The 12623-nt window shown below is 55.2% G+C and carries 12 protein-coding genes and 1 tRNA gene; 10 read left to right on the forward strand and 3 right to left on the reverse strand.

Annotation, left to right across the window (positions count from 1 at the left end):
• Positions 1-2: 2 nt before the first annotated feature.
• The 7 genes from arcC to A3L10_RS07875 all read left to right on the forward strand — a co-directional run bounded on the left by arcC (position 3) and on the right by A3L10_RS07875 (position 7139).
• Positions 3-950: a carbamate kinase gene (arcC, locus tag A3L10_RS07845; RefSeq protein WP_088867096.1), complete on the forward strand. Its 948-nt coding sequence runs from the start codon at positions 3-5 to the stop codon at positions 948-950.
• Between the two features lie 47 nt (positions 951-997).
• On the forward strand, positions 998-1840 hold the full coding sequence (locus A3L10_RS07850) for an SDH family Clp fold serine proteinase (protein WP_088867097.1): 843 nt from the start codon (positions 998-1000) through the stop codon (positions 1838-1840).
• 145 nt (positions 1841-1985) lie between these two features.
• Positions 1986-2888, forward strand: a complete 903-nt coding sequence (locus tag A3L10_RS07855) for a coiled-coil protein (protein ID WP_088181186.1) — start codon at positions 1986-1988, stop codon at positions 2886-2888.
• 9 nt (positions 2889-2897) lie between these two features.
• On the forward strand, positions 2898-4604 hold the full coding sequence (arcS, locus tag A3L10_RS07860) for an archaeosine synthase subunit alpha (RefSeq protein WP_088867098.1): 1707 nt from the start codon (positions 2898-2900) through the stop codon (positions 4602-4604).
• Positions 4605-4606: 2 nt separating this feature from the next.
• On the forward strand, positions 4607-5650 hold the full coding sequence (locus tag A3L10_RS07865) for a hypothetical protein (protein ID WP_088867099.1): 1044 nt from the start codon (positions 4607-4609) through the stop codon (positions 5648-5650).
• Positions 5651-5692: 42 nt separating this feature from the next.
• Positions 5693-6814 carry a hypothetical protein gene (locus A3L10_RS07870; protein ID WP_088867100.1) on the forward strand — a complete coding sequence of 374 codons (1122 nt, stop codon included), beginning with the start codon at positions 5693-5695 and terminating at the stop codon, positions 6812-6814.
• Positions 6815-6839: 25 nt separating this feature from the next.
• On the forward strand, positions 6840-7139 hold the full coding sequence (locus A3L10_RS07875; protein WP_088867101.1) for a DUF2103 domain-containing protein: 300 nt from the start codon (positions 6840-6842) through the stop codon (positions 7137-7139).
• On the opposite strand, the gene A3L10_RS07880 is transcribed toward A3L10_RS07875, so the two are convergent.
• Entirely contained in the window at positions 7136-8143 is a 1008-nt protein-coding gene (locus A3L10_RS07880; RefSeq protein ID WP_088867102.1) for a hypothetical protein, read from the reverse strand. The genes A3L10_RS07875 and A3L10_RS07880 overlap by 4 nt on opposite strands.
• 227 nt (positions 8144-8370) lie before the next feature.
• Entirely contained in the window at positions 8371-9006 is a 636-nt protein-coding gene (locus tag A3L10_RS07885; protein WP_088867103.1) for a hypothetical protein, read from the reverse strand.
• A 99-nt stretch (positions 9007-9105) separates the two neighbouring features.
• Between A3L10_RS07885 and A3L10_RS07890 the strand changes: the two genes are divergently transcribed.
• The 3 genes from A3L10_RS07890 to A3L10_RS07900 all read left to right on the forward strand — a co-directional run bounded on the left by A3L10_RS07890 (position 9106) and on the right by A3L10_RS07900 (position 12118).
• A complete protein-coding gene (locus A3L10_RS07890; RefSeq protein ID WP_088867104.1) occupies positions 9106-9741 on the forward strand; it encodes a class I SAM-dependent methyltransferase in 636 nt (211 codons plus the stop codon).
• Positions 9742-9760: 19 nt separating this feature from the next.
• A tRNA-Gly gene (locus A3L10_RS07895) sits at positions 9761-9838 on the forward strand.
• Positions 9839-10051: 213 nt separating this feature from the next.
• Complete coding sequence (locus tag A3L10_RS07900) at positions 10052-12118, forward strand: right-handed parallel beta-helix repeat-containing protein (RefSeq protein ID WP_198362067.1); 2067 nt, start codon at positions 10052-10054, stop codon at positions 12116-12118.
• 48 nt (positions 12119-12166) lie between these two features.
• On the opposite strand, the gene lrpA is transcribed toward A3L10_RS07900, so the two are convergent.
• A complete protein-coding gene (gene lrpA / locus A3L10_RS07905) occupies positions 12167-12592 on the reverse strand; it encodes an HTH-type transcriptional regulator LrpA (RefSeq protein WP_088867106.1) in 426 nt (141 codons plus the stop codon).
• Positions 12593-12623: the final 31 nt, after the last annotated feature.

Consider the following 12623-nt stretch of genomic DNA (forward strand, 5'->3'; position numbering starts at 1 on the left):
TCATGAAGAGGGTTGTCATAGCCTTGGGCGGTAACGCTATTCTCCAGCGAGGCCAGAAGGGAACCTACGAGGAGCAGATGGCCAACGTCATGAAGACGGCGAAGCAGATAGTGGATATAATCCTCGACGGGGATTACGAGGTTGTAATCACCCATGGAAACGGCCCCCAGGTCGGGGCGCTCCTCCTTCACATGGACGCCGGTCAAGCTACTCACGGCATTCCGGCCCAGCCAATGGACGTTGCCGGCGCGATGACCCAGGGGCAGATAGGTTACATGATACAGCAGGCGATAAGGAACGAGCTGAAGAGGCGCGGAATAGACAGGCCGGTGGCGACGATAGTCACCCAGACCATCGTTGACAAGAACGATCCAGCATTCCAGCACCCGAGCAAGCCGGTTGGGCCCTTCTACGACGAGGAGACCGCCAAAAAGCTCGCGAAGGAGAAGGGCTGGGTCGTCATAGAGGACTCCGGTAGGGGCTGGAGGCGCGTCGTGCCGAGCCCCGATCCAAAGGGCCACGTTGAAGCGCCCGTCATAGTTGATCTCGTTGAGAAGGGATTCATAGTCATAGCCAGCGGAGGCGGTGGAGTTCCCGTCATCGAGGAGGACGGCCAGCTCAGGGGCGTCGAGGCAGTCATAGACAAGGACTTGGCCGGAGAGAGGCTCGCCGAGGAGGTCAACGCTGACATATTCATGATTCTGACCGACGTGAACGGAGCCGCTATAAACTTCGGCAAACCGGATGAGAAGTGGCTCGAGAAGGTCACGGTCGAGGAGCTCAGGAAATACTACGAGGAGGGGCACTTCAAGAAGGGCAGCATGGGGCCAAAGGTTCTGGCTGCCATGCGCTTCGTCGAGTGGGGCGGCGAGAGGGCCGTTATAGCGGCGCTCGACAGAGCCGTTGAGGCCCTTGAAGGAAAGACCGGAACGCAGGTCATAAAGGGCTGAACCAAAGCCTATAAATATCTCCCCTTCCTTCTTTATTCGGTGATAACATGAGCGAGGCCGCCACCGGATTCTTCGGTTCGCTGCTGTGGTGGTTGTTCTTCATGTACATCCTGCTGTGGCCTCAAATGCAGTACAGAAGTTTGCAGTTAGCCAGGGCAAAGCTCCTCAAAAGACTCTCGGAAAAGCGAAAATCAACGGTAATAACAATGATTCACAGACAGGAGAGCATAGGACTCTTCGGGATACCCTTCTACAAGTTCATAAGCGTCGAGGACAGCGAGGAAGTCCTGAGAGCCATCCGTTCCGCCCCCAAGGACAAGCCGATTGATTTGATAATCCACACGCCTGGAGGGCTTGTTTTAGCAGCCACGCAGATAGCGAAGGCCCTCCACGATCACCCGGCTGAGACCCACGTTATAGTCCCCCACTACGCCATGAGCGGCGGAACACTCATCGCACTCGCGGCCGACAAGATAATAATGGATCCGCACGCGGTTCTCGGCCCGGTTGACCCGCAGCTCGGCCAGTATCCGGGTCCGAGCATAGTGAGGGCCGTTGAGAAGAAGGGCGTTGACAAGGTTGACGATCAAACGCTAATTCTCGCCGATGTCGCCGAGAAGGCCATCAAGCAGGTGAGGAATTTCGTTTACAACCTCCTGAAGGACAGGTATGGAGAGGAGAAGGCCAAGGAGCTGGCACAGATACTCACCGAGGGCAGGTGGACGCACGATTATCCGATTACCTACGAGCACGCGAAGGAGCTTGGACTTCACGTTGAAACGGACGTTCCTGAGGAGGTTTATGCCCTCATGGAGCTTTACAAGCAGCCGATGAAGCAGAGGGGCACCGTAGAATTCATGCCGTACACACAGAGGGGCGAAAGCTCCTGAGGATTCGAGATTTCCCCTACTTCCACCATTTTTGAAGGACTCACAAAATTTCAGCCAAAAAGTTTTTATTTACTCTCACCGTTTTCAGTCCAGATGTTTGGAGTAAGCTCACGGGCTGTTCTAAAAAGAGGGAAGGGGAAGAGAGATGCAAGCGAAAGTGGACCCAGAGGAAATTAAGAGGATCAAGAGGGAGATTGAGGCCCTTGAAAAGGAGAGAAATGAGATAAGGGCCAAACTGGAGGAGCTTGATAAGGAGCTTCAAATCTGGATTCAGAAGAGGGACGAGAAGAACAACGAGGTCAAGGAGCTCCGCCAGAAGGGGCGCGAGTATAAAGCCAAGAGGGATGAAATCAACGCCCAGATACAGGAGCTCAAGAAGAACCGCGAGGAGATAAACGCGAAGCTCGACCTCCTCTACCAGGAGATACTCGAGTACAGGACGAAGAGGGACGAGTACAACCAGCTCAGGCGCCTTAAGATGCCGCCCGAGAAGATACAGGAGCGCATAGAGAAGCTGGAGTGGGAGCTCCAGACCAACCCGAACATAACGCCGGAGAGGGAGAAGCAGATAGTCGACCAGATTCAGGTCCTTGCCACCGAACTCGAGATACTCCAGCAGGCCCAGAGGTTCCATACCAAGCTCCAGGAGACCAGGAAGAAGGTGGACCAGCTCAAGAAGGCCAGGAGGGCCATAAGCATGGAGATACAGAAGCTCGCCAACCAGAGCCAGCAGTTCCACGAGCAGATGATAAAGGCCTTCAACCAGGCGGACGAGGTCAAGAAGGAGGCCGACGAATACCACGCCAAGGTCGTTGAGCTCAGGGAGAAGATCAAGGAAGTCAGAAAGGAGCTCCGTGAGATCGAGAAGAAGATAAGGGAGTACGACGAGAGGCACAAGGAGCTCATCGCCTACAGGCTCGTTGCCAGGATGCGCTCCAAGAAGGATGCCAGCTTCGAGAAGGCCGTCGAGGCCCTCGAGAAGTTCAAGAAGGGCGAGAAGCTCACCCTCGACGAACTGCTCCTCCTACAGAGGTACAACCTCGTCTGAGGCCTGGCTATGGAGGTCATCAGGCACGAGGGGCCTGGAAGGCTGGGCCTCGTAAGACTCGGGGAGTACTCGTTCAAAACCCCCGCACTGGCAGGGGTAGAGTTTACACTCTCCCCGTTCAACTCCTTCTTCCATCCCGCTGAGCCCGGGGAGTACGACTTCAACCTCGCCCCCGCAATCCCGCTCGGCTTCTACACGCCGGACGAGGTTATAGAGAAGGCCCTCGGAAGGCTCTGGAGCGTAAACTACGGGGGCTTCAACGCATTCTACCTGCCGGCCCTGAGGAGAACGGAATATCTGAGCGAGTTCTTCAAGATAATCGAGCGCTACAACTTCGACGCCGTCTACCTCGGCAACTCGAAGATTCTAATAAGGGAATACCGCTACTTCGTGAGGATTCTGAGGGAGCTCCGCGAGAGGTTCCCCAACGTCATGATAATAGCCGATCTGGAACCCTTCTTCTACCCCCTGGCCGTTTACCTCGGCGTTGATGCCTTCGACACGCGCTCGCTCAAGCTGTACGACTTCGACGGCAAGGGGTTCACCGGGTACAGCCCGTTCCTCTGGAAGGAAGAGCCGAACTCCCTCGACTTCGCCCGTGAGACCATACTCCTTGTGAGAAAGGCCCTCCAGGAGGGCAAGCTCCGCTATCTAGTTGAGAACTTCTTCAACACCCAGTACCACGCGGGGATACTGAGGATAGCCGACATGGAGCACGGAGATTACCTCGAGAAGTACACCCCGATCCAGAAGGAGACCGTCTACTTCATAAGCGACGCCTCGATAAGAAGGCCGGAAGTTAGGAGGTGGCACGAACGCGTTGCCGAGCGCTTCGTCCCGCCGAGGAACACCGAGCTGGTTCTACTCTTCCCGTGCTCCGCCAAGAAGCCTTACTCCTTCTCACGCTCACACACGCTCTACAGGAGGGCGGTCAAAGAGGCCCTCGGCTCTGGAATAAGCAAAGTTCACGAGCTCATACTCACCTCACCCTTCGGCGTCGTGCCGAGGGAATGGGAGTGGCTGGCAAAGTACGACATAGTCGTTACCGGCCACTGGAGCGAGGAGGAGATAAGGCCAGCGGCAGAACTCCTCGCGAAAACCCTCGAGAAGTACCCGAAGGAGATTCCGATTATAGCGCACCTCGACGAGGCCTACGTTGAGATTGCAAAGCTCGCTTCCGAGCTGAGCGGGAGGGAGATAACCTTCACCCGCGTCGAGAACGGCACCACGAGCAGGGAGAGCCTCAAAGCCCTCACCGAAACCTTAAGGGAGTTCGAGCTCGAGGGAACGAAGGAGGACAGAACCTACCGCTACTTCGAGGGCATAAGGAAGGTCTTCGACTTCTACTTCGGCCCCGGAGCCGGAGAGGCGGTCCTTCCAGAGAACGGCAGGGTCAGGGGTTCCAAGATGCTCCGCCTCTTCGTTGAAAATCAGCAGACGGGAACCTTCAAGGACGGAGTGATAAGCGTCACCCCATTCGGAATGCAGAGGATATACGACTCCCTCAAATCATACTGGGTGAAGATTGACTTCGAGCTCCGCGGTGATGTCTTCGCGATCGGCGTTGACGAGGCGGACCCGGCTATACGGCCGGACGACATAGTCGGCATAGTCCGGGACGGCAAGGTTGTCGGCGTCGGAAAGGCCGTTCTGGCCGGAGAGGAGATGGTCAGAGCAAGGAAGGGCGTCGCCGTCAAGGTCAGGAAGAGGGCCTGAGTATGAGGAGGTTTTTCAGCCATCTCCTGGTTATCTCGGTTCTCATTTCCTTCCTGCCGGGGGCCTCAGCCGACTACCTCGGGGCGGAGAGCCTAGACCTCCACGTCGTTGCTGCCTACGGTGACTCCGCCCTGCTCTCGCTCGTGTACGTTCCGTACTCAACCTCGATGAGCGGTACGCTCGTGCCCACCGGTTACTCCTACTACAACTTCTACGTCAACTCGAGCGGGGCGTACCTCATAGGGAACTCCCTGGAAGAGCCCGTGGTCTACTGGTACAGGGGCTTCTACTACGCATTCATACCCAATGAAGGCTCGGTAGAGGTTTACAGAATGGGGGAGGGCTGCTTTGAGAGGATACTCACCGTCAAATCCCGGAACAACGACTCGGCCCCAGCATTCGCCGTTGCGGTTCCGTACCTCGTCGTGCAGGTCTCGGAGAACGAAGTCCTGGCCGCCAATATCGCCAGGAACGTAACCGTCGGAACCCTGGACCTGAGGGAGGCCGAGAGCGGAACCTACTTCAGGGGTGTGACCATCGTCAAGGAGGGAAATAACATCAGACTGGTCGGGGACTCGCCCGAGAAACCACCCACTGCCATGGCCGTCCACGTCTCCGGCGACGCCCTCCGCATTCCCGAAGGGAACATCGAACTTCCGCTGAATTCCGTGGGGAAATATCTGTGGGCGCGGGAGGAGGCGGGGCACCTCAGGGTGTACAGGCTTGAGAACGCCCTCCTGCTGGTACCCCCGAGCGTTACCCACTACTTCGCCCCCAACGCCAACTCCACCGGAGAACTGCTGGAGTTCGGCAACGAGAGCGTTGCCGTCAGCGACACCGCGGACGTTTACGTCCTGTACTACAACGGGAAGCTGAGGCCCTTTCCCCTCGGAGAGCCGACAGGAAGCAGGTTCCTGGTAAAGGCCGATGGCGTGAGGTTTATCGGGTGCGAGGTGCCGAGAACTTATGCCCTCGAGTTCTGGGCGGCGGTGGTCCTGCTGGCGCTGATAGGCTTCGCCTGGTTCCTCATGGTGAGGAGACAATAGCAAAGTTTTTATCTTCGTGGAGTAAAACACACCCGATGGGCGATGAAACTTAAGTTCGGCGTGCTGCTCCTCCTGCTCCTTACTTCGCAGTATGCTTTAGCCACAGGATTCGTTCTCGTGCACTCTAAAATAGCGGGGAACGGGGACGATGCCCTGATTCTGATGGAATGGATTCCACTGAGCCCGGGGGGACACTGCGGAGTGGAATGCTGCGGGGACGTCCAAGATGACTGCTGCCACTACATAGCCCTCTACGCAAACGGGAGCGGAATCTACTACGTAGGATACCTATACGAGCTCTGGGTAACGTCGAACAGGAACGGCGTCTACCTCCCCCATTACTTCAACGAGGACAAAGGCGTCAGCGTCTGGAGGGGTTATCGCGGGTGCTTCCAGCAACTCGGGGGCGTGAGTTCGCCGTACCGCCTGAGAGTTCTCCTTCCATACGCGGCGGCGATGAAGAACGGTCACCTTGACGTGTACCACATTGCGTGTTCAATAGAGAAGATAGGGGCCATAAACGCATCGCCGGACTGCAACTTCAACCTAGGCCCGGATTTACTCACCCTCCACTGCAAGAACGGCATCAGAAGGTTCCGGCTCTCGCCTGAGGGGATAAAGGAGGTCGAGGAAATCGAGTGGAAGCCATGGCCCAAGGTTCAACGACCGAGTATGGTTAACGGGGTTCTGAAAAACGACGAGCTTGTGTTCTCAAACGGCTCAAAGACCTACAGGATTCCGCTGAAGGACGTGTTGCCTTACCTCCAGGACCCCTCAGAGGCCGAGTTTCTTCTCGGGGTGTTTATGGAAAACTATCTACTCATCCTTCCCCCAACCATCAGCTACCACAGGGAGAGCTGCAACGGTACAACCAAGAGCACCCTGACCTTCGTTGCCAAGAACCCCTACAAGACCCACACAATTGAGAACGTCAGCCCAAAAGACCTGAAGCCGGTCTACGGGTTCATCTACAACGGGGAGCTGAAGGCAATCCCCCTCCTCTCCACGGACGGGTACTCATTCAAACCGCTGGCCCAAAAGGTGGTGGCCAGGGATGAATGCCCGTGCAGCGGTGAGAGCAGGCTCTCAGCTCCGGTCAGTGCCCTAATCGCTGCGGTTCTGATCTCCACAGTGATTCTGGTGATCCTCCTGAGAAAACGCTAAAAACCCGGCGGGCGTTCTAAGGAACATGCCCAAGCATTTCAAGAAAGGCGTCAAGAGAGAGCACCACTTCCTTAAGGGCCTTGAGAAGCCGCTGGAGATGATAGCCGCCATACCCGGCGTCAAGAAGGTAATCCCGGGAAGGATTTACGCGAGCGATTCAAGGGGCTTTGAGATAAAGGTCTCACGGGAAACCCGGACCGGCCTGAAGCTCGTCGCCAAGAGCAATGGGAGCGTTCAGGACGTTTTTCTTGTGGTTGATAAAGCCGACAGGGAGAGGGTCTGGAGGGAAATAGAAAAAACAGTAAAGGAGTGGGAAAGGCGTTAAAGCACGAATTCGATTTTGTGAGACAGTCTTACAAGAGCTGCTATGGGGACATCTTCCGTCATGGACTCTAGTGAGACAGTACAGTCGCCATTTAACTCGATTGACTTCTCTGCTGGAGCCTTCTTCACTAAGTGTTTCATCGCTATAGGGAACTCTTCCACGGATGTCCTCTCCACCCTGAGGGCAAGTTTGACCTTGTCCATGTCCACGTTGACTGAGTAGTTTCCGCTGGGGGAGACCTTAACGATGCTCTCAACGAGATAGTTTCCATCCGCCACCCCGACGCGGTGGTTCTCAAGCCTGTGGATTACCGGAATCTGAATAACCCTGTGGAAACCGCGAGCAGTGGCGTTGTAAACGTCGTGAGGAATTGCAGGCACGTAGAGGCCTATCGGTGTGTAAAGAATGTACCTGCTGTAACCGCCGTTGATGTAAACGGTTAGGCCTTCCGGCTTCGAGCTTACCTCCAGCCGCGCCCACGGGACGAGATACGTGGCGTTCTCGACCGTTTCCAAGTGCTCTCCTCTTCCGGGATAGACCACAACGTAGGAAACGCAGGCCTTTCCCTCGTCGTCCCCGAGGTGCATGAAGGTCCCGTTGAGGATCAGGTAGATTTCTTCCCTTCCCCTGACGAGAAGGCTCATGGGGTAGGGCTTGGATATGTTGATGTAGGGAAAGCCCCCGCCGCAACCTCCCGGGAAGAAGAACGGGTTGAAGGGCGGGTTGAGCTTCTCCCTGCTGTAGTTGGCGCTCTCGTTGAGTACCGCCTTGACGGAGACTACTCCGTCGCCTGAAACCGCGGTTTTGATGATCCCGGGGTCGATGTGGAGCACGGTGACATTGTTCTGGGTTACGAATACCTCCGCAACGATTTCAACGCCTTTTCTAATCTCCACGGTGTATCTGCCAGGGGATAGTTCCAGGGCAACTGGACCTTCGTATGAGCCGACTCCGGCGACGGTTATCCCGGTCCCCTCAGGCACGTTAATGAAAAGGAAACCCATCCCTTCACTGTTTACTGCTGAAGCGGTAAATGGGGACGACATCAAACTGACAAAAATCAAGCCAAGGAGTACCCCACTAACGGCGCCCCTTCCCATGGTGGCGACCTCCGGTTGCTTCTCTACAGGAGGATTATCATTTTTAACTAGCATCAATAGTTAATAAACTTTACTCAAAGAAGACCCACATAGACACGAATACCAGTTTGATAAAAGAGACTAATAAAGGACTAAATCTCCCCCCTCCCCTCGAAAAACGCCTCAAGTTCCTCGTCACTTATCTTTTCATCCGCTTCGGTGTACCCCAGCTCCCTCTTCTGGAGTTCTATGAGGCCCGGCGTGAGGAGAAGCTTTCCGTCCAGCTTCGGCACGGCGTAGTGGAGCGTTATCTCGCTGAACTCGTCCAGCCTTATCGTCGGGTTCAGCTCGTACTCAATCTCGTCGAGCCTCTTTCCCTCCGAGATGAGCTTCGCGACTATCGCCGAGCCGTCTATGGAGAACTGCACGCTTCCGATGTGCCTCGCCTTTGCCCCTTCAATCTTCTCGGTTATGAACTTCTTGGTCTTCCCCGTGAACTCGAAGTCGCCGAGGATTCCGCCGACGACGATTATGCTGTCCTCCTCTATATCCTCAGGTTTCAGCTCCTCCTCAGCGAAAGGGTCGAGGATTATGAGCTTCGAGCGGTCGAAGGGGAACTCCGTGACGCTCTGGGCCAAAACGCTCCCCAGCTTCGCGAGTTCTTCCCTTTCGTGGGGCTCCACGTTCGTGAATATCAGTCTCTCTCCCCACCACTCATTCGCGTGCCTGTACTCGAGCAGGACCCAGTCGCGCAGTTCCTCTAGGTGCTCTATGAGCAGGTACGGCATGAGCATCACCGGGTCGGCTTTGGACTGAGACCTTAAAAGCCTGCCGACTCCACGAAACTGTCCAGTTAGAGTTTTAACGGGGAGGATCAACCCTCAGACATGAGCTTCAGGGAGAAGTACGCGAGGCTCGGGGAGCGCTACGAGGTCCTGGAAAAACCTCTGGACAGGTTCTTCTGCCCACTCCGGAAGAAGGCGGCAGCCTTTGTCCGTGGTAGGGCTCTTGAAGTTGGAGTAGGCGTTGGGAAGATGCTCCATTACTATCCCCAGGGGATTGAGCTCCACGCCGTTGATGCCGTCCCCGAGATGGTTGAAATAGCGAAGAGGAAGGCCAAAGAACTGGGCCTCAACGCCCGGTTTTACGTAATGGATGCCGAGAGGCTCGAGTTTCCTGACGAGAGCTTCGATACGGTCATTTCATCCTTCGTCTTCTGCACGGTACCAGATCCCGAGAGAGCCATGGAGGAAATTCACCGCGTTCTCAAGCCCGGCGGGAGGGCGATCTTCTTGGAGCACACGAAGAGCGACTGCAGGCTTTTGAACTGGCTCTTTCTGAAGCCCCTCGACCTTCTCCTCGGCTGGCTCTTGGGAGACAACACGCTGAGGGAAACCCACGAACTCGTGAGAAGATACTTCGAGGTTGAACACGAGGAAAGCCATTACCGGGGCGTCGTGAGGCTCATCGTCGCCAGGAAGTCGGAGGACGTAGGTAAAACTTTTAAAGGCACGGATGGTTAATAATACCGGGCTGGACGGAGCGGTGGTAGTCTAGCCTGGTCCAGGACACCGGCCTCCCAAGCCGGTAACCCGGGTTCGAATCCCGGCCACCGCACCATAATTCCCGCGCCCTTAACTTCTAGGGTTATCTTCTCCAGAGTCTCTACCGGATAGGACGTTTTTTACATACTTTCGGGATGACGCGATGCGTATAAGCTCATTATTAACAAACTTCAAGGCGTTCATTTATACAATCCCAAAGGGACGTTTTTAAGTAGCAATTGTTAAATACAATTTTGTCCAAATTGTTTTGATGTATTGGGGTGATAACATGAAAAAAGCCCTTAGCCTTCTAACTGTGGTTCTTCTTCTCGTGGCGGTCGTCCCAAGTTTTGTAAACTTGGCCTCCGCCGCCCCGAGCTACCCCGAGGTATGGGTTGATGACGACGCCCCAGCGGACTGGTACGACGCCAACCATGTGGACAGCATCGCGACCGCGGTTAGTATCGTGAGCCCCGGAGGGGTCATCCACGTCCTTCCGGGAACCTACGAGCCTCAGTTCTACATTTGGATCACAAAACCCCTCACTATACTCGGTGAGGGAATGCCCGTCGTGAAAACTGCAATCAACATCTTGAACACCCAGGATGTGGTGATTTCAGGCCTCAACATGACCCACAGCAGCATACCCGACTTCTTCGTCGTGAGGAACGTCACCAACGTGACGATAGAGAACAGCATCCTCGGACCCCTTGGCTCGGGCGTCGGCGTCTACGTGTACGATTCCAAGGACGTGACGTTTAGGAGCGACACCTTCCAGGAGCTCAACAGGCAGGCGATTGTCATCGATGGAACCGTGGATAGCATCCTCGTCGAGAACAGCAGGTTCATAAAAACCGCACAGGGCGTTTCCTACACCGCCGCAATTCACTTCCCCGGTACCGCAAGAGTTACCAACGCCGTCATCCGCGGCAACGTATTCACCGACAACTATCAGTACGACATCTTGGCCAGCTACAACAGCATGGTCTCCCTCATGGTGGAGAACAACACCTTTACAAGAGATGTTCAGAACATGTCCGCGGTGAAGAGCTACACCCGCGAAAAGGTCGTTGTCAAAGGAAACTTTGTCTCCAACTACCAGTCCGGCATCTATGTTGACCACTCCGACGGTACCGTTATAGAGGACAACGTGGTCATGGACTGCACCTTCGGTATTTTTGTGTATGAGCTCGAGAACGGCACAGTTAGAAACAACAAAGTCTCGAGGAGCAACTACGGCATTCACCTGAGAGACCTCGTCTCAAGCATTGCCGAGGGGAACGAGCTCTCCGGAAACTCCATCGGGATAAACCTCCACTCAACCACCAACACGACCGTTGTTCATAACGTCTTCATCAACAACACCCAGGGAATAAACACCCACGGGTCCCAGAACGTTGGGATACACTACAACATCATAATAAGTGGAATACAGTCGGGAATCACACTTTACAAGACGGAGGGTGTAAACATCACTCACACCTACATCAGCGGATACTCAAGTGGTGTCTTCGTGTGGGACAGTAGCGGGATTGAGGTGCACTACAACAGCATACTCGGGAACGGCATCGGAGTTAGGACGTCCTTCCATGACATCAGCCCGGCATGGGTCAACGCAACCCTCAACTGGTGGGGTGCCGAGGACGGGCCGAGTGCGATTCCCGACATGGCCTATCACGGAGAAATCCCCGCAGGAAGTGGCGACTCCATCTATGATTACGTTCACTTCGACCCCTGGATCGGGGAAACCCCCGAGGCCACATACTCAGACCTTCAGGTGAGTAAAACCGTGGTATCACCGGGGGACACGATAACCGTATCCGCCACCGTCGAGAACACCAACGAGATTCCAATTGGATACACCGCCGAGCTTAAGGTCAACGGAAACGTCAACGAAACCGAAAAGGGAGCGCTCCTGCCCGGAGAATCGGCAACCGTGACGTTCGACCTCACCCTCAACGCTCCGGGGACGTACAGCGTTACGATAGACGGCCTGCCACCCGTTGATGTTCACGTTGTGGGAGCAGCCCAGGGCTCCCCGCTGGCCGTTTACAACACGTACTACAGGATGGCGATAATCTGGACCAACCTGTTCTTCTCTGAGAGCGACGACTTCAACGAACTCTACGAGGAAGCCTCCAACGCGGGAGTTGACAACGAGACTCTCACCTCGGCGATGCAGGCTTACAACGAGGCCGTTGACATGCTCCTCCACGCCTGGAACGAAGAAAGCCTGGAGCACCTGCGCCTGACCCTCTGGACTATGAGGGGCGTCATCCCAAGAATCTATGAGGTAAGGGAGGCCTACGTAAAGATCAAAGAAGCTGTAGCGATTCTAGAATCGGCGATGGAGTGAAACCCACCTTCTCTTTTCTTATTGTCAGAATTAAAAAGAAAGAGGGGCTCACTTCAGTTTTTCAAGGATTATCGCCGGGCAGACCTTGGTAACGCCGTCTATCTTGCCTATCTTGTTGGAGATTATGTCGGAGAGGTCCTCCCCGTCCTTGGCCCAGACCTCGGTCATTATCATGTGGTCGCCGCTGGTGAGGTAGACGCTCCTGACGAACTCAAACTCCTTCAGCTTGCTTGCAACGTCGAATATCCTTTCAGGAAGCGTGTCAACACCCGTCAGGCTGACGAGGTTGTAGCCAAGCTTCGACGGGTCCACCACGACGGTGTACTGCCTTATGACACCCGCCTCCTCGAGGGCCTTGACCCTCTTCCTGACCGCCGTCTCGCTTATGCCAAGAACCTTGGCTATCTCCGTGAACGGAGTGCGGGCATCCTTGGTGAGCATTTCGATTATAATCCTGTCTCTTTCATCAAGCATTTTTCATCACCTCTGTTTAGAGCTATGCAGA

Source organism: Thermococcus radiotolerans (assembly GCF_002214565.1).
GTDB lineage: Archaea > Methanobacteriota_B > Thermococci > Thermococcales > Thermococcaceae > Thermococcus > Thermococcus radiotolerans.

What these genes read in the sequence shown, in the direction of transcription:
- A3L10_RS07850 (WP_088867097.1), top strand. Translation starts at nt 998, where the DNA reads ATGAGCGAGGCCGCCACCGGATTCTTCGGTTCGCTGCTGTGGTGGTTG.
- A3L10_RS07885 (WP_088867103.1), bottom strand. Translation starts at nt 9,006, where the DNA reads ATGCCGTACCTGCTCATAGAGCACCTAGAGGAACTGCGCGACTGGGTC.
- A3L10_RS07890 (WP_088867104.1), top strand. Translation starts at nt 9,106, where the DNA reads ATGAGCTTCAGGGAGAAGTACGCGAGGCTCGGGGAGCGCTACGAGGTC.
- A3L10_RS07900 (WP_198362067.1), top strand. Translation starts at nt 10,052, where the DNA reads ATGAAAAAAGCCCTTAGCCTTCTAACTGTGGTTCTTCTTCTCGTGGCG.
- lrpA (WP_088867106.1), bottom strand. Translation starts at nt 12,592, where the DNA reads ATGCTTGATGAAAGAGACAGGATTATAATCGAAATGCTCACCAAGGAT.
- A3L10_RS07880 (WP_088867102.1), bottom strand. Translation starts at nt 8,143, where the DNA reads ATGGGTTTCCTTTTCATTAACGTGCCTGAGGGGACCGGGATAACCGTC.
- arcS (WP_088867098.1), top strand. Translation starts at nt 2,898, where the DNA reads ATGGAGGTCATCAGGCACGAGGGGCCTGGAAGGCTGGGCCTCGTAAGA.
- arcC (WP_088867096.1), top strand. Translation starts at nt 3, where the DNA reads ATGAAGAGGGTTGTCATAGCCTTGGGCGGTAACGCTATTCTCCAGCGA.
- A3L10_RS07855 (WP_088181186.1), top strand. Translation starts at nt 1,986, where the DNA reads ATGCAAGCGAAAGTGGACCCAGAGGAAATTAAGAGGATCAAGAGGGAG.
- A3L10_RS07865 (WP_088867099.1), top strand. Translation starts at nt 4,607, where the DNA reads ATGAGGAGGTTTTTCAGCCATCTCCTGGTTATCTCGGTTCTCATTTCC.
- A3L10_RS07875 (WP_088867101.1), top strand. Translation starts at nt 6,840, where the DNA reads ATGCCCAAGCATTTCAAGAAAGGCGTCAAGAGAGAGCACCACTTCCTT.
- A3L10_RS07870 (WP_088867100.1), top strand. Translation starts at nt 5,693, where the DNA reads ATGAAACTTAAGTTCGGCGTGCTGCTCCTCCTGCTCCTTACTTCGCAG.